A 21,888-nucleotide genomic window follows, 5' to 3' on the forward strand; every position below is an offset into this window, starting at 1 on the left:
TCAATATTCTCGGTAAAAAGTAAACTAAATTACTTTTCTTAATGGAATTTATCCAACAGGTTTTTATCTAACGCCCTTACCTTTTAACCCTACATGCTGCTGATGATAAATCCTTCGCCTCGGTATTCTTTTTGTCCATAGATTATTGGTTTTATTTAAAAGGATAGTAATGGTTATCGCCAGTAACAAAAGGTCCAATGATTCAAATGTACCTATCGCTTTAACTGGAAACCCGTAAACATATAAAATCCCTGAATAAACTGCTTCACCAAGTATAATGGCAACACTAAGTATACTGACCCTTTTAGTTGATTCTAAAAAGATTATACTCAGTACAACCAGCATACCGGCCGCAATATAAATCCAGTTTACAATAAACCATACTGGATATAGAACTGAATAAATTCTAATACATATAAAGGCAATAGTAATAAAAAAAATAGCGACTGTCATTCTAATTAATTCTTTATTCGTCCAATGTCTCCATTGATAAAAAGACCAAAGCAGGGCCGCAATAAAAAACAGATTTAAATGTATACTGAATATATGGATGGACAGACCGGCAAAGCAAATCCCTGCCAATAGTCTGATCATTCCTCTCCGTCTTATCTTAACCGATTCATCTGATATAAAAATAAAATACCAACACCCAAGCCACATTAAACTGAAAAATAAATAACCTTCATGCATAAAAACCTCCCTTAGCAGTATGCCAACTTTCAATTTTTTTAAACATTTCAAATGTAATAGGAAATTGATTTATTTAACACATCTTCGGTAAGCAGGGCATTCGATTCTTTTCTATAAATTCAGTAGATACCCAAAGACACCCTCACTTTCATAAACAGATATTCTACATAACAGATTTTTTCAGCCACGCTAATTCTGGCCCTTTAATCGCAATCACGACCAAGTTACACTCTAATCCTCGGGTCATTTCACAAAACTAAATAATACAGAGTGAAGCATAACGCTGATTGGTAACTTTATTCGATTTTTTGTTTATACATAGAAACAGCCCTTCTCTATACCTGAGAAGGGCTGTTTTTTACTTAATATTAAACCTAAAGCATGCAAGCCTGTAAGGGCATCTAACACATTACTTTATTTTTTTAAATTCTTTAACTGCTCTCCAATCATTTCACCTAATTGGAAGCCTCTTGTTTCTTCAGGGAGTTCATAGTTATCCATTTCAGCAGCTGGATTTTCTTGCAATTCTTTAATACTTAGAGATAATCTGTGCTCATCCTCATTCACGTCAAGCACTTTAACTTTAATAACATCTCCCTCAGACATAACCTCATGAGGAGTGCCGATATGTTTATGTGAAATTTGAGAAATATGCACCAAACCTTCTACACCAGGGAATACTTCCACAAAAGCACCATAGGATACAAGACGTTTAACCGTCCCTTCCAAAACACTGCCTTTTTTTGCTTTATCAGTAATATCTGACCAAGGTCCAGGCAGGGTCTCTTTTATGGATAATGAAACTCTTTCAGTATCACGGTCAATAGATAAAATCTTGACTCGGACGTTGTCTCCCTCTGAGACAACATCTGAAGGTCTGTCCACATGTTCATGAGAAAGCTGAGATACATGAACTAAACCATCAATACCTCCAATATCAACAAATGCGCCGAAATCAGTTATTCGCTGAACCGTTCCTTCAAGGACTTGGCCAGCCTGTAAAGATTCCAGAACGCCAATTTTTTTCTTTTCTTTCTCTTCACGCACAACATCTCTGTGTGAAAGGATTAAGCGGTTTTTTTCTTGGTCCAGCTCTACAATCTTAAACGCTAGCTCTTTCCCTTTGTAGTCAGAGAAATCTTCAACGAAATAATCTTCGACAAGCGAGGCAGGTACAAATCCACGTACTCCCAAGTCAACAACTAGACCGCCTTTTACAACGTCTTTAACCTCAGTTTCAATTATTTCACCATTTTCAAATGAAACAACCAGGTCTCCCCACGCTTTTTCTGCATCTACTTTTCTTTTCGATAGAATCAGAGCTTCATCTTCGACTTTGATAATCTCAAACTCAAGCTCGTCCCCTTCCTTCACCACATCTGAAGCTTTTTCAACGTGCAGACTGGAGAGCTCACTGATAGGGACAATGCCATCATGCTTACTATTTTCAACTTCAATTACGACTTGTTTTTCTTCAACTTTAGTTACAGTCCCACGCACTCTTTGGCCTACATTAAACTCGGTTACATTAATATTGTTCATATCCTCTGTCATATGTACTCCTCCTAACGATCACGGGTTCAATTACCTTTCAATTTATATTTAATACCACTAATCCGCCAGTATTAAACAATATTCTAAATAATCTCTTTTTTCTAACTTCTTATAATTTGTACTATTTGTCAAGCAGGATGTTTAGCGGTTTTGATCAATCAATTGCTTTATATGAGCCATTATGACTTTCGTCACTTCCTCAGGGGAGGCTTTTTGACTACGGTATTCTTCCATGTCAATTGGAGGACCGTATATAACTTTTGTTTTAGAAAATGGTTTATAGGAACCAATCACGGCACAGGGAATAACTTTAGCGTCCGTTCTCAACGCAAAGAAGCCTGCACCCGCAAGACCCTCTCCCAATTCGCCTGTCTTACTGCGAGTTCCTTCAGGAAACAGACCTAAGACATGTCCATCTTTTAAAGCACCCAATCCCTTTCGCAAGGCATTCCGGTCACTCATACCTCTTTTAATAGGAATGGCATGAACACGCGGTAAAATAGTTTTAAGAACAGGTACATTAAACAGTTCTTCTTTAGCGATAAAATGAACATCCCGCGGGCACGTCATCCCTACAACTGGCGGGTCTAATTCACTGATATGATTGGAGCATAATAAAACACCGCCTGTCTCAGGAAAATGTTCTCTTCCTGAAACTGAGACACGGTATAAGGGAGTTAGAGCTATCTTTACTACGCCCCTGGCAAATCTATAAAAGCTCATCCATATACTCCTTTCTCATTCGCTATCTTCATAATAGCATCCACCACTTCATCAATTGAAAGACTTGTTGTATCAAGTTCAATTGCATCTGCTGCTTTTTTCAAAGGAGATACTTCTCTTTCTGAATCAAATTTATCACGGGCCGCAATATCTTGTTTTAATTGTTCAATATCCGAGTCAAACCCTTTTAAGATATTTTCTTCATGTCTTCTTTTGGCACGCTCATCTACACTTGCAAGCATAAAGATTTTGACTTCAGCATTTGGCATAACTTGAGTACCTATATCTCTGCCATCCATTACAACGCCGCCTTGTTCAGACAGGAGCTGTTGTCGTCGAACCATTTCTTCACGGACCAGTTTATGCTGAGAGACAGCGGAAACATTTTTAGTTACATTCGGCGTTCTTATCTCTTCAGATACAATAACTCCATCAACCAGTACATCTTGTCCTTGTTCACTATTCTGCAATTTTATATCCGTAGACATTAATAGATCATAAAGAGCTGCTTCGTTATTCGGATCTATTCCATTATTTAATGCCTTATAAGTTAAAGCCCTGTACATTGCACCTGTATCAATATATATGTATGTTAGCCTTCTAGCAATAATTTTCGCTACTGTGCTTTTACCTGCAGCAGCAGGACCATCAATAGCAATCGATAATTTCTTTTTCATTTGTTCCTCCTTGTTGTACACAAAAATTAATCATGACTATTTTAACACAGCTTTACAGGATATAAATCAATATGAATGTAAAAAAATGAGACAAAGTACTTTACTTTGTCTTTAGAAAACCTAAATATTCATTTGCTGGAAATTGCATCCATAATTGCTGTATAATTATTTTCGATGACGCCTTCATATCTTGCGAGTGTTTTCCATTTAGTAAAGGTATGTTCACGATGAAAAACAAGCTGAAAAAATAATAAAAATAAAAGTTGAATGATAGCCATTTTCTTGATAAATCGCTCTACCGCATTCATATGGAACAATCCTCCTCTTACTTATGAGTTTGTCCATACAGATATGTATTTAATCCCCAAAACCTCTGTTTCTTTCCTCCAATTGCCTTTCAAAACAATAACGCAGCAAAATTTGCCGTTCTGCTTCAGTGATTTCGGTAAATTCGACAGATACTTTTTTTCTATTATTCAAAACTTCGACAATTCTTTTCACTTGTACCTGAATGGGTAGTTCACACACTTCCCTATTTCTCATCTCAAATGTAAACTGCAGTATTAGATTAGTATGAGTATCAATCTTTAAATTTTGAGGAACAATGATTGCTGCTCCTCCTGCGCTAATATCCGTTGTTAATGCCGTAAAGGGGGGGAATTCATTATTAATGGGCTGTACATTTACTTTTGTGGACAAGCTTACACGCACATATTCTCTTCGCTGAATTTTTTCCAGATATTCATCACCAGGATAATCTAAAAGCAGCAAAGGTATATTTTCCCTTACTCTTCCCTGGATTTCCGTATTAAACAGATAGGTATTTTGATCCTTTCCAACAAATGTTCCCCTGAAATTCGTTCCATTTATTAAGTAATCTATTCTGTTCGTATATATATTAACTGGATAATCAATATAAAGAATCCCATCTCTAACATCCATTAACTTGCATCTATATGTTTCAGGCTGATCTAATTGGCTCTTCTCAAGTATGATGGTCATTCCGATTGTTAACATAGTTAAACCATTTCCCCTCTGACATGTGTAAGAATATTCCAAAACAAGGACTTATGTACTATTATGACAGAGAATACAAAAAAAGGAAAAGACCGTTTCCAGCCTTTTCCTTAGATTATTTTTTATGAGACATCATCATACACTTTTCTTGCTTCATGCATGATTTCTACTTTTTCTTCATGCCCGTTTTCAGCATTAATAAAAATTCGGTAGGTATCATCACCTACTGTTCCCATAAATTCATAACAGAGTACATCTTCATATAAATTATTTGTGATAACGGCTAATCTTTTTTCCATAATCATTACTTTTCCACTGATTTGCTTTTCAGCTTCTTTTTCAGTGATAGCCGGTTTATTAATTTTTCTTTCCTTATCATGATTTTGAAGATAATCGTCTGCTCCCAATCCGATGATATCTCCATTATCTAGTGCTACTTTGATACGGATTGCTTCAGGATAGATCCTCACTTGATCTTTAACCGTTACAAACGTATAAACACCAACATTATTATATTGAGTACTTTCAAATAACTCCATATTCTGATAGCCCATGTTATTCAGATATTGCCGAGCTTTCTTATATCCATCGTTTAACCCGATCTTAGCATCGGATACTTGACGATCATTAATAATATAAATTGGATGTCCACCTTTTTTAGTCAAATCGATTCCAATCATATTACCTGTAGAAGCACTCTTCAAATTCACATGATAGAACTCGTATTTTGAACCATCCTTATTTGCAGTTACGCTGACAGTTTTAGCATTAGAGACACCTGTATATTTTTTTGCCAGTTCAATTGCTTCCTTACGGGTTATTTCTTTTCCGGACAAATTTTTATAATCTATGTTTTTTTCCTCCACAGATGTAAATGTAGGTCCATATTCACTTTTTTGTCCAATTGACTTTACATTTTTATCTATCGTTTTAAGTCCATCAATAACTTGGTTGTCCCGTTGGCTGTCCCCCTTCGTATCCGCCAAGGCTGTTTCCACATCCATCCAACGTAAATCATTGTCGCTGATTTTCCTTTGAACACTCCTTAGCTCATCTCTTATTTCCGTTGCGTCACTATACAGAGCTTTTAATGTATTATATTCTTCATCAGATAGCGGACTTTTATCTAAATCTCGCACAGATGTCTTATAGGCGAAATCACCGATATTTGTTAAAAATTTCTCCGTTTCATGAAATGGCATTAATGTTAGGGGCAAATGACCAACATTATTATGTGCTTCACTTGTTAATCTCCAAACCTCAGCCAATGCCGGAGATAGAGAATCCTTTGTATTCATAGCCAATGTCGTCCCGATTTTATCATTTAACACATCAATTTGATAGTTCAGATCATTAAAGGCACGCTGATAATTATTCTCGGTTTGATTCATGATAGCTATTTTTTCTTGATGATCCTGATATGCCCAGTACGCTGTTCCAACTAAACCGATTAGCAATACAGCAATCACGATATTTCTTATCATTACATTCACCTCAGTTGCAGAATATATGCTTGCCGATTTTTTTTATTTGCGGACGACTCCATATCCATGAACTTGTCGCTGTTTCCGGGTTAAAATAATATTCAGCTTCACCGGTCGGATCCCAACCATTGATAGCATCTATAACTGCGTTTCTTGAACTCTCATTAGGTTCAAGCCAGATTTGTCCGTCAGCTACCGCAGTAAATGCTCCCGACTGAAATATAACCCCTGAAACTGTATTTGGAAACGATGAACTTTGGACCCTATTCAAAATAACCGCAGCAACTGCTACCTGACCCTCGTATGGTTCACCTCTCGCTTCACCATGAACTGCGTTCGCCATTAACTTTATATCACTTTCCGAAAATCCAGCTGGTATATTTGCAGCTGTACCGGTCGTCTTTGTGGATGTGTTCTTTTTCGCCGTATTTGTTGATTTTGTCGTTTTATTCGATGATGATTTTGGCTTAACTTGATGCTCAATTGGAGTTCCCTGATAATAAGTAAACTCATTTCCTGAATTGATTTGTTTTTTCACCCAGGAAGCATTGTAATTAGAGGCGCTAACCAGTTTACTTTTAGTCTTTGCTCCACCTAACCCATCAATAGGTAAGCCGAATTGTTCCTGAAAATTACGCAATGCCCAGTATGTTCCCCATCCAAAGACCCCATCGATTTTTCCATGATAAAAGCCTATATTTTGAAGACGCGCCTGTAATTCGATGACATCATCTCCGACAGCTCCCCTTTGAATCACTTGATTGGTAAATGCTTCAGTCTGGATATCAAAAATGGGTGAGAGGAATAAAAAACAACCAATTATTGAAAAGGATACTAACTTCCTTACTAAACCCTTCATTTCATGCCCTCCTGTAGAATTAATGACAGTAAGGGTAGTTTTTGCAAACACATATAAAATATTCAGTCCAACATGAAAATCATTTTCAAACTAGAGGATTGATGATTATAAAAATAAGTTGCATACAAAAGCTTTTTGAGCTGATAGCAGAGAAAAGCAAAGTTGAATGGAGGTAGGGAAAAATCATTTAGGATTGTAGAAGCAGTGGGGTATGAAGCATATTCTTTGTAACATAATAAGCAACAATTTCAGGATGAATTCATGACCTTTATTTACCCTGGAGGATTAAAGCCGCAGACAACATAAATAGATAAAACATCCTTTAAAATAAAAAAACAAACCCTAATCAAATCTACTCCTAAAAAGAAGCAGATTTAGATTTAGTGTTTGTTTCTATTTTACTGCAGTTTACAGTTTATTAAACTGATTCAAATGACTGTTTAAAAGCCTTTTCTGTTAAAATTCTTGCCTTTTTTACTTTCCAAAGTCCGAGACCCCATAGACAGAACATAAATGGAATTAAATATACATACCATTTTTCCTGCTCCATCAATATATAGTTAAAGGAACCATGCAAGGCAATCGGAATGAACAAGGCTGTCAGCATATAAGTCAGCTTTAACCTGGGCTGGGTTTGGAATTTGGCTTTCCCAAAATAAAAGCCCATGATGACCCCAAACAGTCCATGACTTGAAACAGGGAACATCGCTCTTCCCCATGCATATTCAAGCCCATTCGAAAATAAATAGAGGATATTTTCCAATGTTGCAAACCCCAAAGAAATAGAAACTCCATAAACAATTCCATCATAGGGTTCATCAAAATCAACATGGCCATAGATCAACCAAAGGAATAAAGCCCACTTAATCAGCTCTTCTACCATTCCCTTTTCAAAGAAGGCATCAGCCCAAACAGAAAGAAAAAGCCCTTCTGCCTGGATGACATATTGAATAAACATAACAGGTATGACAAATAACGCACCATAGATAAATACTTTAAATACAACTGATACAGGCTCAGTGTTATATTGATCTTTCAGGTAAAAATAAATTAGCAAGGCTATACCAGGTGCAACGCCCGCTGTTAATATATTTAACATGGATTACCCTCTCTTTTTTACTCTTTCGTCCTTTAATCGTAACACGGACGAAAAAAAAAGAAAATCAAGAATTCTCACAGCTTTCATGTGATTAGTGTAATTCGAACCCTACAACTTAAACGCAGCCTTGATATCGACATTACCATTGGATAATAATATGGCCAATTTCAATCTTGCCTTCTTGCTGTCATAATCCTCACCTAGAATCACACCCCTATTTTGCAGGTCATGCGCACTGCCGTGGTATCCATAGGCAGGATACACTTTTCCTTCTTCCGCACTTGTACTGATAACAATTGTTATCCCGTTATCCAAAGCAGATTGGATTGAGTTGACCATTAAAGGTGTTACTTGCCCACGGCCGACTCCTTCTAGCACAATTCCACGTGCGCCGGCATTTACAGCGGCATCAATCATAATCCCATCTGCACCTGTATAGCATTTTACGATATCAACGCGCGGTATTTCCGGACCGATTTTGTAAGATTCATTATAGATCGGCTTTTGATAGACGCTGACTACATCATTATCGATGATTCCAAGATATCCATAACCAAATGATTCAAAGCCCTGGAGATTCGAAGCATGGACTTTTTTCACGTATCTTGCAGAATATATCCGCTCATTAAAGACAACCAAAACTCCGCTATGCTTTAAGTGTTGATTTGCGGCTACATAGATTGAATTCCGTAAATTGGAATATACATCGGTTCCGACATCCTGAGGGGAGCGCTGTGAGCCTGTTACCACTATTGGTCTTGGATCTTTAGTTGTTAGATCAAGAAAATAAGCCGTTTCCTCTAACGAATCCGTTCCATGAGTGACTACCACTCCACAAACTCCTTCATCCTCCAATTCCTTTTCAATGGCTTCTTTTATTAAAACCATATCTTCGAAACCAATATGCATGGAAGGCTTTTGCATTAAATCTATAATTTTTATATCGAAACCCTCCGGCAACTGACAGAGTGCTGCTAATTCCTCACCACTCATAGCACCCGAATTCAGAAGTCCTTTAGAGATTTCTTTACTGGCAATCGTTCCACCAGTCGTAATTAGTGAAATTTTCTTCATTTTACACCTCTTAACAAGTAATCAAGCATTCTTAATGCTACTCCAACCCTTCCTTATCTTTTACCGCATTTGCTATTTGTCCACCATGAAATCTTCCATTCTCAATAAAAATTTCATTAGCATTATTTCCGGCCACAATCACACCAGCCACAAATAGGTTCTCTATGTTTGTTTCCATTGTTTGCTCATCAATCATTGGTTTCCCTGTATCACTTTGTATTTCAACACCTACATTGGTTAGAAGGCTGTAATCCGGATGGTACCCTGTCATAGCAAAAACAAAATCATTTTGTATTTCGATTATTTGCCCCTCTTTTTCATAAATGACAGTTTGCTCTTTAATCTCTTTTACGACTGAATTAAATTCCATTTTGATAATTCCGTTGCGGACATATGATTCAAACTCGGGCAAAATCCAAGGTTTAATGCTTTTTGAATAAACATTTCCCCGATATATGACTGTTACTCTTGCTCCCGCTTTTACAAGCTCTAGCGCAGCATCTACGCTTGAATTTTTGCCACCGATCACAACCACATCCATATCGTAGAAAGGATGTCCTTCTTTGAAATAATGGTATACCTTATCCAAATTTTCACCTGGTATATTCATCATATTTGGTTGATCATAATAGCCCGTTGCAATGATACAGTATGGTGTTTCATATTCATTTTTGGTTGTTTTTATTCTAAATAATCCATTCTTCTGCTTTTCTATTACTTCCACACATTCATATGTATTTATTCTGAGATTCTTCCTCTTCGCTACTTCTCTATAGTATGTTAATGCCTGGAGTCGAATAGGTTTCCGATTTTCAGTAATGAAAGCGACATCCCCAATTTCTAATTTCTCACTGGTTGAGAAAAAGGTTTGATGTGTTGGGTAATGATAAATCGAATTAACAATATTCCCCTTTTCAATAATCAATGGATTTTTACCAATTTCCTTTAAACTAATGGAAGCTGACATACCACATGGTCCGCCGCCAATCACAATTGCTTCTTCATAGTGCATACTTCTTTCCTCCAAATAACCGTAAACTGGAATTTCAATTTGTATGTAGTATCTAGTACTTCTCAATGAATATTTAAATAACCCTTTTAGAATAACATTTTTAGAACCTAAACTCATCCACCACATGCAAAAAAGTTTTCTATCTCACGAGGGACAGAAAACTTTCTTATTGTTTGCAGTATTAAATCCAGCCTCTGAAACGCGATGCTTCGGCCATTTTCCGTACCCCAACCATATAGGCAGCGAGGCGCATGTCTACACGGCGGGATTGAGCTGTATCGTAGATGGTATTAAATGATTTAACCATTACTTTTTGTAATTTTTCCTCAACTTCTTCTTCAGTCCAATAGTATCCTTGATTATTCTGTACCCATTCAAAATAAGATACTGTAACACCACCGGCAGAAGCTAAAACGTCCGGTACTAACAGTATACCGCGATCTGTTAGAATACGCGTTCCTTCCAAAGTGGTTGGACCATTAGCAGCTTCAACGACAATCTTCGCTCGTATATTGTGAGCGTTTTCGTCTGTAATTTGATTTTCAATTGCGGCAGGTACCAAAACATCACATTCCAGTTCAAGTAATTCTTGGTTGGTTATCGTATTCGTGAATAGGTTGGTTACTGTACCAAAGCTGTCTCGACGATCCAGCAAGTAATCAATATCAAGGCCATCGGGATCATGTAAAGCCCCATTTGCATCTGAAATACCGATTACCTTGGCACCGGCATCATGCATGAATTTTGCCAAAAAGCTTCCTGCATTTCCAAAGCCTTGGACAACAACTTTCGCTCCTACTAAATCCATTCCACGTTTTTTAATCGCTTCATGGATACAAATAGTTACCCCTTTGGCAGTGGCTGATTCCCTGCCATGTGAACCGCCAAGAACAAGCGGTTTACCGGTAATAAATCCCGGAGAGTTAAATTCATCTATACGACTGTATTCATCCATCATCCAGGCCATAATCTGTGAATTGGTGAAAACATCCGGTGCCGGGATATCTTTTGTAGGACCGACCAATTGGCTTATCGCCCTGACATATCCACGGCTAAGCCTTTCCAATTCCCGAAAAGACATATTGCGCGGATCACATATGATACCGCCTTTTGCCCCTCCATACGGTAAGTCTACAATGCCACATTTCAAACTCATCCATATGGATAAAGCTTTAATCTCATTCTCTGTAACATTAGGATGAAAACGAATTCCACCTTTTGTCGGACCTATAGCGTCATTATGTTGAGCACGATAACCAGTGAAAACCGTTACAGAACCATCGTCCATTTTAACAGGGATTTTCACAGTTAGCATACGAAGCGGTTCCTTCAATAATTCAAATACCTCTTCTGGATATCCAAGCTTATCTAAAGCCTTATGGATGACAGTCTGAGTCGATTTTAAAACATCTAGTTTGTCCTCAGTGGAATGATGGTCGGCTGTCATTATAGTACCTCCTACAGATGTATAATAAGTAATATTTTCCTACCAGCATAAGTATACAACTTTGGCAATTGTCTGGAAAGTGAAATAATAGAATAATAGGGTTAAAAATTACAAAACAAAAATTTTTGAAAAAATATTCAGATTTATTATTCGCTTTTATAAATTCAGTATACTTAATAAAGCCTGGAAAGTGCAAGAGTACTGTTTTGGCCTTTATAAACACGCTTAGATTAAATAAAAATAACCACATCTTTTAGATGCGATTATGATAGGAAATATTTTTTTATAATAGTAATTATATTCTCTTTACTTATCCTGTGTCCGTAATCCGACAGGTATTCTTTACTCAAGGTCGAGAATTCTCCAAACTCCAAAAGAATAGACATAAGAGTTGCTTGGTTTATAAGAGTATCTTCTTTTATCTCTAAATAGTATTTGGACTTCCAAAAATAAAGGATTCCTTTCACATTCCAGCTAGTCTTTATAATTCTGCAAGCTTGTACCACATCATCAAACTCCGCAAATTCATATATGACTTGATCTCGCTTCATTATATTAACAGATAGGTACCCTTCTATTTCTTCTTCTTCTTCTTCGAGATCTTCGTTTAAATTGTACGCATCCCTTTTTAAAATTATATAGATTCCGTAGCATGGATAAGAGTATACATCCATCTGAAAAAATCCAGCAACCAAATTCCCACATTCTTCAAGCACTTCTTGAATAATATGATAAAAAAAGCTATGGGTTTCCACCGAATGACTGGTTAGCACCTGACAGGTAACACCTCTGTCTTCCAATTCATCGTAGGGAATAAATAGTTTGAACAATGTCGGATTGATTTGTTTAAGCTTCATGAAAAAATCCTCCTGTAGCTACTCTCTCCATTCCATTGTATGAAGGGAGTCACAGTCGGTACCTTGTTTTAAAATCATGAAGGAGTTAACTTCTTTAAATGGATTAAATGAGTCTCAGGTTTTGCCATTAATCGCAGCGGAAGTAAGCTTGTTCCATATCCATTACTTGTTAGGATGGTCGTATCATTCCTCTCGCTGACGCCGCCTAATTTATATCTGCCCATTCCAAAAATCCTAATTTGTCCCCCATGTGTATGGCCGCTCAATACTAAATCAATTCCATATGATTTCTCAATTTCCTTTTCAATTTTCGGAGTATGACTGGCTAGAATTCTAAAACTGTCAGATTCCACTTCTTCCATTGCCAAATCAAGCCGCCCCGTTTGTTCCTCTTCATCATAAAAGTCAATTCCAAGCAGGCGTATTTTACCGCCATCCTTTGTTTCAAACAGTACGCTTGTATCTAGTAATTCATGGATATCCAACTCTACAAAAAGTGCATCCAGTTCATGTCTATCTATTTCATAATCATTATTACCCCATATGAAATAAACAGGACCTACACTTTTTAATTTAGTTAAATTTTCTTTTATTCTATCTAGCGGTACCCCTTTTTCAGCTAGGTCACCGCCAATTAAAACAAAATCAGCCTTCCCTTTTACCTGCCCAATAATTTCATTACTGATGACCCGCCTATGTATATCTGAAATAAAAAAGATTGTGATGGTCTCATCACTTGGAAATGTACTGAATTCAAACGTATGATCAATCACTCGGTCCTGATGCGCAAGCCTGTACATATATATGAGTAAGCACACACATAAAGCAATTAATAAACCAAAAAAGAACAGCACTGCCATAGTATCTCCCTTTCAATCCTTTATATCTTATAACTAAAAGAAGCCAGCCTAATAAATGACTAGCTCTACATTTATTTATATCTTTATTTTTGATCAATATGCAAAACTTTTTCATCAATATGCAAGACTCTAAAGCCTGATTCCTCTAATTTACGGATAAATTTATCTACATTCGGCGCTTTCACTACTTTAATGACAATGCGCCTTAAAAGTTTATCGGTTTCATCAAAGGTAACTAATGAAATTATTTGTTGCTGATATTGCCTTGCAATCTCAGTTAACCTGGCAATACGCCCCTTGGTTTCGACTGTAGTTAATGCTATCCTCACACCAGGTACATGAACGCCAAAGGTACTCTGGAATTGTTCAATTATATCATAGCGCGTAACAATGCCATGGAAATACTCGTAATCATCCACTACGGCTAATAAAGGTGTCTCTTTTAAGTCCAAAAATATATTTTCGTATATTTCGTCTTCTTTTAATGTTTTGTTTACCTCAGCGATCGATTCTGCTTTTGTTTCCTTTAAAAAAATATCTCTCGGCAGCTCTGATAAGAAGGCTGCTTTGTATACTCGATACCTTGTGATCGTACCTATATACTTATTTCCTTTAAGAACTGGCACTCCCTCAATTTGATGTTCATCCAGCACCGAGAAAACCTCTTGAAGAGTATCATTGTAAGAAACCGTATGACAATGATATTTTGAAATCATGATATTCTTTACAAACATCAAAGCACCCCCACCGCAATCTAGTATAAACATTCCCTATAATTGATACTTATTCGACAAATCTCAGACTTTACCTGCCTATTTTGTGAAAAATTATTTATTTTCGTGAAAAAGATTAATATCATATAAATCTTTAAATTTATTAAAGAGGATATGTCTATTTTTCCAAGCTACATCATTTTTCCATAGATCCTTACTCCTATCTATAATCTCACATCGCAGTGCGTGAAATTCCTTTTCTGCCTTGTCCATCTTTTTTTTGTAATAAAGCATCCCTCCATACATAAAGGCAAGCATTAGCATACAGAGAATGATAAACTCATTGTCAAAAAAATAGTTATACATGGACATAAAAGAATAAGAATAAAGAGGAATAATGTTCTTATATACATAAACAACTAGAATTGCTGTTAAACCTAATGTAATGTAAATAAATAAAAAATGACGGGATTTATAATGATCGAACTTGCGTTTTCTTTTCACCACATTGTTGAGCATTATTTTTGTAGCCTCATCGGTATGTTCGTCCAAATCATTGATATACGCTTCCATAAACCACCTCTCCTTTTCATAATCATGTTTATGAAAAGAAGCGGTCAATTATGTAATTCTTGTCCATTATTTATTTACCCGTTCCCTATACATGCTTACTTTTACTAAATCTATTATAAGACTGCTTTTACCTTGCCAGCTTGCTTATTTATGACAAATCCAAGGATTAAATCAATGGTGAAATGCATCGCGATTGTAACAAATAAATTGCCTGTCCACTCATAGATAAACCCAATAAAGAAACTTAACAGTAAGATATTCACAAACAAGTATACATTATATAAATACCTTATATGGATTAGTGCAAATATGAGGCTGGCCATCCATAAACCAACATATGTTTGAATGATTCCCCTGAATAATAATTCCTCACTGATAGAAACTAAAAGGACAATAAAGACTAGTTGCCGTCCATTGAGAGAACTAAAAATACGTTGATTGATTCCGCCATCATTAAAGTATCTCTCGGGAAGATACCTCATCGAAAGTAAGTCGTAGAGAACTACCAGCAATCCTGCTGGGATTCCTATAAGAAGGATAGACCAATCTTGAAAATCAAATAACAATAAAAACTCCTGTATATCATCAAAGACCCATATCCCCAAAAAAGAGGAGATTATAAGCAAAAGCAATTGAGTTTGAATCAATGCCTTGTATAGTTCTTCATCCTTTAACTGACTCACGAGCTCTGCCTGTTTATTTTTCATTTGTTTACTCTGCCCTTCCAGTAAATAATTGTTTCAATTGCATACGCCAATTTTGATCTTCCCGAGGAATGTCTTGCCGTTGTTTTGGAAGGATAGCGATAAGTGCATCTAGTGTTGCTCCACACCGGTCACAGCAAGTCTTTGTTTTATTCTGTAGCTCCTGATTAAAATAGGAAGCGATGCTGCTCTTTCTGCACTCAGTGGAAAGAATCCATTCTTTCAATAGATATAATTTCATGAGTTTTTCTTTTTTTCGATTTTCCAGTTCTACATCTATTCGCTCAATTCGTTCATAGGGGTCAAGAATATTCCCCTTTAATAAAGCCTTATTTAATTCTTTTATCCGTTCTATTTTGTCATCACCAATAAACTCCTCAGCTGTAAGATTGGAGGCCTCATGATGAATAACCCATTCAATTTCTGAACGAATTGGAAAATCTCTTTCAATCAGATGGGAAGCTTGCCATTCATCTCCTTCTGAATATAACAATATGGCCACTGCCGGCAATCCATCTCTTCCAGCCCTGCCTATTTCCTGTACATATGCCTCCACACTCAACGGCATGTTTACATGTAAAATAAATCGTATATCATTTTTATTAATCCCCATACCAAATGCATTGGTGGCCACGATGATTCTTAACTGCCCAGATAAAAATTGCTGCTGAATCAGGATTCGGTCACTAGTTTCCATACCGCCATGATAATAAGCAACACCATCAAAGCCCTTTTCTAGTAGAAATCCACTTAATTGTTCAGCAAGTTTTCGGCTGGATACATATATAACCCCTGCACCTGGCACTTTATTCAGTGCATCAATTAAAATTTGAAGCTTATGCTGATAATCAGCGGCTTCTTCTACCAGGATACTGATATTCTCCCTGTTCACACTATGGATTACTCTCGCCGCATCCTCCATACATAAATTTTTTAAAATATCCTCTTGAACCTCAGGAGTAGCAGTAGCTGTTAAAGCTAAGGTCAATGGGTTATTCAGTTCTTCTCTAATACGGCCGAGCTGCAAATAACTCGGTCTAAAATCATAACCCCATTGTGATATACAGTGCGCTTCATCTACAACAAACAATGCAATGTTGAGCTTTTTTAATTTATCTAAAATAAATCTGGATTGCAGCATTTCTGGCGAGATATATATAAATTTTAATAATGATAATGACCTCAGCACCATATCCCGTTCCTGCAGGGTTAAAAATGAATTTAAGGAGGCAACCTTTTTTTCGCCTTTCGCCTTCATTTGTTCTACCTGATCTTGCATAAGAGCCAACAATGGTGAAATGATAATAACCAATCCATCCATCAAGTATCCGGGCATCTGAAAACACAAGGTTTTACCGGTCCCAGTTGGCAGCATAGCAAGTGTATCTTTGCCGGTGATAATGGATTCTATCACTTCCTTCTGTCCAGTTCGAAACGTTTGGAATCCGAACATTTTTTCTAATTGAGCTTCTAGCGGCTGCATACTTACACTTCCTTTATAGTTGCCATAACGAGCCTGATTTTAAAATAAGTTATCTCAGATGGAAGGACCATTTTTAAAGATCTTAACTGTTTTGTTTCATTAGTAGCAATGGCCTGTTTGATTTGTTCTTTCTCTGTTGCACTTACAAAATCATCTATCGGAAAATCAGGTACGTTTGAAACGATTTCAACAAGATGATCTTCAATCGTATTCGTTTTTAAATTCCGTACGGCTGCTACTTCTTCTTTGGACATCCCGGCTTGAAGCATTTTTAATGTTCTTTGCGTAGAAGCAGTTAAAAGAGATTGAACAGGTTTACCTATAAGCACAAGTTCTTTCAATAGTATATAAGGAGACTGAACACTGGCTTTAAGCATATAATGAATAGTATCCCAAAAGAGAAGTCTCGCATAAAATACATCTATATTAAGCTTTCGTGCAGCCTGTTCGATTGTCAAACCCGCATGCTGGTGACCTGAGAAGGCTGAAACAATTAATTCTGCTCCGGCTTCATTTACATTACTTAATAAATCATCAAGCTCCTGATATAGAAGCTGGGCCAATTCCATTGAAGAGAGAGGAATCTTTTTAAATAATTTTTTCACTAACAGTTGTTCCTCTTGATTACGGGAAACCGCAATGAAAGAATGATTGCCATTTAGCAAACAGGACGACGTTTGTACCAATAATTGCAGCCTCATCCAAAATCCATGAGCTGCATCTTGAAAGGTACGACCATCCAGGTTAGTTAACTGAGGATAATCCTTTTCCCAAAAGGAAAGTGCTTGTTTACCATGCTGCGTACAGACATAGGTATTAATACCTGTTTCTTTTATATATCCTTTTTTGGTTAATTCAATAATCTTTTGATCCCAAGTCTCTCTTTTTAACTTTGGAAGTACGCCAAAAAACCGAGATATATTAAACAAACGAGCATCTTGAATGGGCTGAGAGGATTTTTTCCCATTAAGTATATGTAAAGGGGAATATACTGTTCTTTGCCCCTTTAATGCATTTATTAAATACAGTATTAATCCGTCAAAATATGGTATAATCATGTTTTAACCCCTTTATCCTACATGTCTGACACTTTTTATCTTACCAAATAGTTGTACCCTCATGCTTAAAATTCAATAGCCTATTTTTCCTTTATTCGCTAAAAACACGCGAAATATTGGCTATTGAAAAGTTATACCATGAGTTTTACAATAAGGTGAGGGGTTTGATATCCAGTTCGGTATCAAAATATATATTTTTTTACCTGGGAGGTATTTAGCATGGCTAAATTTACTATTGTTGACAAAGAAACTTGCATTGCTTGTGGTGCTTGCGGAGCAGCAGCTCCAGATATTTACGATTATGATGATGAAGGTATTGCATTTGTTACTTTAGATGATAACCAAGGTATTGTCGAAATTCCAGATGTTCTGCTTGATGACATGATGGATGCTTTCGAAGGTTGCCCAACAGATTCTATTAAAGTTGCTGACGAATCCTTTGACGGAGACGCATTAAAATTCGAATAGTCTCCCATTAATAAAAGCCTCTGCGGTTTCGCAGAGGCTTTTATTTAATCTATTTTATACATTTCGCAATACAGATTGCTTCGAAAACCAGCCCTGCATTTTAGTGAATAATAGCATAAATACAATGGCAATTAAGGTTCCTTTTATTAAATTGAAAGGAATGATCGCCGTGGTGATCATTGCTCGAATCTCTGTACCAGACATGTTCCAATTCATTAACACACTGTAGCTTGGCAGCAAAATGAAGTAATTGACAAGACTCATAAATAAAGCTAATACGATTGTGCCTCCTACAAGTCCGTACACCATGCCTCTTTTGGTGCCGATTTTTTTATAAAAATAGTAGGCTGGAAGGATAAACGCGACGCCTCCGATAAAGTTAGCAAAATGCCCAATCGGAATTCCTGTGTCGCTTCCTGTCATCATGTAATCCAGAATATTTTTTAATAATTCTACCAGGATACCCGCAACCGGCCCAAAAATGATGGCCGCAATTAAAGCTGGAATATCACTAAAATCAATTTGTAGAAATGTTGGAAAACCAGGGAATGGAAAATTAATAATCATTAGAACATATCCAATCGCACCCAACATCCCAATCGTAACCATTTTTTGAATCTTACTTACACCACTGCTTTTCATTATTTCCTCTCTCCTTTAGGTTTGGTACTACCTCTTCCAGAAGAAAGGCTCTGCCTAAAACGTCAATCATGAAGCCATGCCATAAAAAATCCCTTTATCTTAATTAGATAAAGGGAGAAAAAGGCAATGTGAAACAAAACGTTCACGAAAGATCGTTTTTTGAACGTTAACAGAGACCTCCATCTTCTCCCATCCAGACTATACTGTCGGCTTTGGAATCTCACCAAATCCTGCCTTTACAGGCTCGCGGGCTTAGATTATAAATCATCACCGCCGGTAGGGAATTTCACCCTGCCCCGAAGATAGACCGTATTTAATTAGTAAAATGCTTTAGAAAAATAATCAGGCTAGACATTCCACCTGTATATTTAACTAGACCATTTCTATATTGATTTTATCCCACTAAACTAAATAATACAAGAGATTAGAATCCTATATAAATAGATCAAAAAATATATATTTGTAAAAAATTCATAAATTAATGGCCTCACCTCTATTTTCCTCGAACCAACTAAGCCGTCTAAATTATAGAAAATGAAGTCTTTTTAGTATCTGCCGGCAACAAAAATTAGACTTTTCCAAAATTTTAAAATAGTAAGCGCTTGCAATGTTGAATCTTGATTGACACACAGATTATAAGTCTTGTAGAGTGGAAACAAGATTAAATACTTCTACAGGATGGTGACAAGATTGTTTAAAGTGCTCATAGCTGATTCAATAAAGCCTGATGGTTTAACACCATTCATTGGCAGGAATGACATCGAGGTTGTCCAAAAAAAGATAGATGAAGTAAGCAGTGAATTGCATCTGTTTGATGCACTTTTAGTTAGAAGTGCTACAAAAGTAACAAATGATTTACTTCAAAAAATGACAAACCTAAAAATTGTAGCCCGGGCTGGCGTAGGGATCGACAATATAGATGTTCCTTCCTGTACAAGTCGTGGAATCATTGTGGTCAATGCACCGGATGGCAATACAATTTCTACCGCTGAACACACTTTTGCCATGATGGCATCCCTGGCCCGAAACATTCCTCAGGCTCACCAATCTTTAAAAAATGGTGCTTGGGAGCGAAATCGCTTTGCCGGAGCTGAATTAAAAGGTAAGACGTTAGGAATCGTTGGTATGGGGAGAATTGGTACTGAATTATCCAAGCGGGCGAGAGCTTTTCAGATGAATATTTTTGCCTTTGATCCTTTCATTACGTCAGATCGGGCAAAAGAATTAGGCATAACGGTCGGTTCACTCGATAACCTGCTTCAAGTATCTGATTTCATCACCGTCCACACCCCATTAAATAAGGATACAAGAGGCTTATTAAACAAAAATACAATACATAAATGCAAAGACGGTGTCTATCTGATCAACTGTGCCAGAGGAGGCATAATTGACGAGGACGCTTTATATGATGCGGTTCTTGAGGGAAAAGTAGCCGGAGCTGCACTGGATGTATTTGTAGAAGAACCTCCGGTGAATAATAAATTATTGTCCTTGGATCAAATCATTGTCACACCTCACCTTGGAGCGTCCACTGCTGAAGCGCAATTAAATGTGGCTAAGCAGGTGGCAAAAGAAGTAGTCTCATTTGTGGATGGAATACCAGTGTCAAACTCCATCAATTTACCAGCTATACCTGCTGAATTATTTAATAGAATACAGCCATATTATCAATTAGTGAAAAAACTTGGCTCTTTCCTATCACAATATATAAACGAAGGCATAAAAGAAATTTCCATTACATATGGCGGTGATGCTTTTGATTTTGATTCATCAATTTTAACAAAATCACTTGTTTCTGGATTTTTTAAAGAACGGGCTGATGTCACCATCAACGAAGTAAATGCCCTGTTATACGCTAAGGAACGTTCCATCACTATAGGTGAAAAAATCTCAAACGAAACATATGGTTATTCAAATAGTATAACGGTAAGAATTAAAGGCGATACCAGACAAATTGAAATGAAAGCAACCTATATAAAAGAATATGGGCCGCGTATCATTGCCATCGATGACTTCAAAATCGACTTTTACCCTGATGGCCATATCCTATATATCCAGCACCACGACAGACCAGGCGTGATTGGCATTGTCGGTAAAAAACTCGGCGATCTTAATCTCAATATTGCCACCATGCAGGTAGGACGGAAAGAAGCCGGCGGTGAAGCCATTATGATCCTTACGTTTGATGAAAAAATTCCTCATTCCGTCATAAATGAACTTGCCGGCAATGATGAAATATCCGTCGCCAAAGCAATTAATTTGAGTGAGGCATAGAATAATAAGAATAGGGCATCTCATAAGCTGGCTTAGCTTATGAGATGCCCTTTCCTCTTATATTCTATTAAAATTACTTAGTCTCAGTTCAATAAGCCACTTTATTCTCATGTTTTTGGATTTGCTCATGCAATGTCTCTCTTACAGCTCCGGGTCCCCCAATCAGTTGCTTAAAAAATTCTTCGATTGTATTTCCTAAGCCAACTTCGTACAAGTCCACCCCAAAAATTCTTTCGTTTGAAAGAATAGGCTGTAAGTGGTTACTGACTGATTCAGGTTGGCCGAACTCGATTCCATGAAGATACTGCTGCAAATCTTCTAAAATAGGATCAGGACTGATGTTCATTTTTTTACCAGCATCATTCACACCAAGTAGATACCGGCACCAAGCCGCAATCGTTAAAGGAATAAATGTTAAATCAGTTATTTGAAGGTCATTTCTTTCGGCATATAATTTGATAGTCTCCCCAAATCGGATTCCTAATTTCTGCGAAGTGTCTGTAGCGATCCTCCCAGGTGTATCCGGAAAAGTGCTTGTACACCGTTCCGTAGAGTTTTTAATGTTAAATACCACTAACAGGATTCAATAGCTCTCCTATAAAATGTCCAGTATCAGAATG

The 21,888-nt window shown here is 36.9% G+C and carries 23 protein-coding genes and 1 riboswitch; of the genes, 2 read left to right on the forward strand and 21 right to left on the reverse strand.

The window, feature by feature from the left end:
- Positions 1 to 63 precede the first annotated feature (63 nt).
- The 19 genes from A8L44_RS13955 to A8L44_RS14045 form a co-directional block, all read right to left on the reverse strand.
- Positions 64 to 690, reverse strand: coding sequence for a YphA family membrane protein (locus tag A8L44_RS13955; protein ID WP_066107492.1), 627 nt, complete (start codon positions 688 to 690; stop codon positions 64 to 66).
- A 414-nt stretch (positions 691 to 1,104) separates the two neighbouring features.
- Entirely contained in the window at positions 1,105 to 2,244 is a 1,140-nt protein-coding gene (gene rpsA, locus A8L44_RS13960) for a 30S ribosomal protein S1 (RefSeq protein ID WP_066107495.1), read from the reverse strand.
- A 141-nt stretch (positions 2,245 to 2,385) separates the two neighbouring features.
- Positions 2,386 to 2,967 (reverse strand): lysophospholipid acyltransferase family protein, encoded by a 582-nt coding sequence (locus A8L44_RS13965; protein WP_066107498.1) that lies wholly within the window; start codon positions 2,965 to 2,967, stop codon positions 2,386 to 2,388.
- On the reverse strand, positions 2,964 to 3,644 hold the full coding sequence (gene cmk / locus A8L44_RS13970) for a (d)CMP kinase (RefSeq protein WP_066107501.1): 681 nt from the start codon (positions 3,642 to 3,644) through the stop codon (positions 2,964 to 2,966). Before cmk ends, A8L44_RS13965 begins: the two co-directional genes overlap by 4 nt.
- Positions 3,645 to 3,772: 128 nt before the next feature.
- Positions 3,773 to 3,952 carry a DUF5359 family protein gene (locus A8L44_RS13975; protein WP_066107506.1) on the reverse strand — a complete coding sequence of 60 codons (180 nt, stop codon included), beginning with the start codon at positions 3,950 to 3,952 and terminating at the stop codon, positions 3,773 to 3,775.
- Positions 3,953 to 4,001: 49 nt separating this feature from the next.
- Positions 4,002 to 4,661 carry a flagellar brake protein gene (locus A8L44_RS13980; RefSeq protein ID WP_066107509.1) on the reverse strand — a complete coding sequence of 220 codons (660 nt, stop codon included), beginning with the start codon at positions 4,659 to 4,661 and terminating at the stop codon, positions 4,002 to 4,004.
- A gap of 122 nt (positions 4,662 to 4,783) precedes the next feature.
- On the reverse strand, positions 4,784 to 6,145 hold the full coding sequence (gene ypeB / locus A8L44_RS13985; RefSeq protein WP_066107512.1) for a germination protein YpeB: 1,362 nt from the start codon (positions 6,143 to 6,145) through the stop codon (positions 4,784 to 4,786).
- Positions 6,146 to 6,155: 10 nt separating this feature from the next.
- Positions 6,156 to 7,004: a spore cortex-lytic enzyme gene (sleB, locus tag A8L44_RS13990; RefSeq protein WP_066107513.1), complete on the reverse strand. Its 849-nt coding sequence runs from the start codon at positions 7,002 to 7,004 to the stop codon at positions 6,156 to 6,158.
- Between the two features lie 418 nt (positions 7,005 to 7,422).
- Positions 7,423 to 8,103: a glutamic-type intramembrane protease PrsW gene (gene prsW / locus A8L44_RS13995; RefSeq protein ID WP_066107516.1), complete on the reverse strand. Its 681-nt coding sequence runs from the start codon at positions 8,101 to 8,103 to the stop codon at positions 7,423 to 7,425.
- A gap of 108 nt (positions 8,104 to 8,211) precedes the next feature.
- Positions 8,212 to 9,177 (reverse strand): asparaginase, encoded by a 966-nt coding sequence (locus A8L44_RS14000; RefSeq protein WP_066107519.1) that lies wholly within the window; start codon positions 9,175 to 9,177, stop codon positions 8,212 to 8,214.
- A gap of 37 nt (positions 9,178 to 9,214) precedes the next feature.
- Positions 9,215 to 10,189 (reverse strand): YpdA family putative bacillithiol disulfide reductase, encoded by a 975-nt coding sequence (locus A8L44_RS14005; RefSeq protein WP_066107522.1) that lies wholly within the window; start codon positions 10,187 to 10,189, stop codon positions 9,215 to 9,217.
- 181 nt (positions 10,190 to 10,370) lie between these two features.
- Positions 10,371 to 11,636, reverse strand: a complete 1,266-nt coding sequence (locus A8L44_RS14010; protein WP_066107527.1) for a Glu/Leu/Phe/Val family dehydrogenase — start codon at positions 11,634 to 11,636, stop codon at positions 10,371 to 10,373.
- 263 nt (positions 11,637 to 11,899) lie between these two features.
- Complete coding sequence (locus tag A8L44_RS14015) at positions 11,900 to 12,493, reverse strand: adaptor protein MecA (protein ID WP_066107530.1); 594 nt, start codon at positions 12,491 to 12,493, stop codon at positions 11,900 to 11,902.
- 74 nt (positions 12,494 to 12,567) lie between these two features.
- Positions 12,568 to 13,353: a metallophosphoesterase gene (locus A8L44_RS14020; RefSeq protein WP_066107533.1), complete on the reverse strand. Its 786-nt coding sequence runs from the start codon at positions 13,351 to 13,353 to the stop codon at positions 12,568 to 12,570.
- A gap of 83 nt (positions 13,354 to 13,436) precedes the next feature.
- A complete protein-coding gene (locus A8L44_RS14025; protein ID WP_066107536.1) occupies positions 13,437 to 14,087 on the reverse strand; it encodes a CBS domain-containing protein in 651 nt (216 codons plus the stop codon).
- Positions 14,088 to 14,180: 93 nt separating this feature from the next.
- Positions 14,181 to 14,639: a YpbF family protein gene (locus tag A8L44_RS14030; protein ID WP_066107539.1), complete on the reverse strand. Its 459-nt coding sequence runs from the start codon at positions 14,637 to 14,639 to the stop codon at positions 14,181 to 14,183.
- 113 nt (positions 14,640 to 14,752) lie between these two features.
- Complete coding sequence (locus A8L44_RS14035) at positions 14,753 to 15,346, reverse strand: CPBP family intramembrane glutamic endopeptidase (protein ID WP_066107543.1); 594 nt, start codon at positions 15,344 to 15,346, stop codon at positions 14,753 to 14,755.
- A gap of 4 nt (positions 15,347 to 15,350) precedes the next feature.
- Entirely contained in the window at positions 15,351 to 16,826 is a 1,476-nt protein-coding gene (locus A8L44_RS14040) for a RecQ family ATP-dependent DNA helicase (RefSeq protein WP_066107546.1), read from the reverse strand.
- A gap of 2 nt (positions 16,827 to 16,828) precedes the next feature.
- Positions 16,829 to 17,884, reverse strand: a complete 1,056-nt coding sequence (locus A8L44_RS14045; protein ID WP_066107549.1) for a helix-turn-helix domain-containing protein — start codon at positions 17,882 to 17,884, stop codon at positions 16,829 to 16,831.
- Positions 17,885 to 18,103: 219 nt separating this feature from the next.
- On the opposite strand from A8L44_RS14045, the gene A8L44_RS14050 reads away from it, so the two are divergent.
- Positions 18,104 to 18,352, forward strand: a complete 249-nt coding sequence (locus A8L44_RS14050) for a ferredoxin (RefSeq protein WP_066107552.1) — start codon at positions 18,104 to 18,106, stop codon at positions 18,350 to 18,352.
- Between the two features lie 54 nt (positions 18,353 to 18,406).
- Here A8L44_RS14050 and A8L44_RS14055 read toward each other — a convergent pair whose 3' ends face one another.
- Complete coding sequence (locus A8L44_RS14055; RefSeq protein ID WP_066107555.1) at positions 18,407 to 18,994, reverse strand: ECF transporter S component; 588 nt, start codon at positions 18,992 to 18,994, stop codon at positions 18,407 to 18,409.
- A gap of 177 nt (positions 18,995 to 19,171) precedes the next feature.
- Positions 19,172 to 19,302: riboswitch (FMN riboswitch) on the reverse strand.
- Positions 19,303 to 19,684: 382 nt separating this feature from the next.
- Between A8L44_RS14055 and serA the strand changes: the two genes are divergently transcribed.
- Positions 19,685 to 21,268 carry a phosphoglycerate dehydrogenase gene (gene serA / locus A8L44_RS14060; protein ID WP_066107558.1) on the forward strand — a complete coding sequence of 528 codons (1,584 nt, stop codon included), beginning with the start codon at positions 19,685 to 19,687 and terminating at the stop codon, positions 21,266 to 21,268.
- 88 nt (positions 21,269 to 21,356) lie between these two features.
- Here the strand turns inward: serA and A8L44_RS14065 are convergent, their stop codons facing one another.
- The gene (locus A8L44_RS14065) at positions 21,357 to 21,842 is read right to left on the reverse strand and encodes a hypothetical protein (protein WP_066107562.1); all 486 of its coding nucleotides are present in this window, start codon (positions 21,840 to 21,842) and stop codon (positions 21,357 to 21,359) included.
- Positions 21,843 to 21,888: the final 46 nt, after the last annotated feature.

The organism is Bacillus sp. FJAT-27986 (assembly GCF_001685035.1).
In the GTDB taxonomy this organism is placed as follows: domain Bacteria; phylum Bacillota; class Bacilli; order Bacillales; family Pradoshiaceae; genus Pradoshia.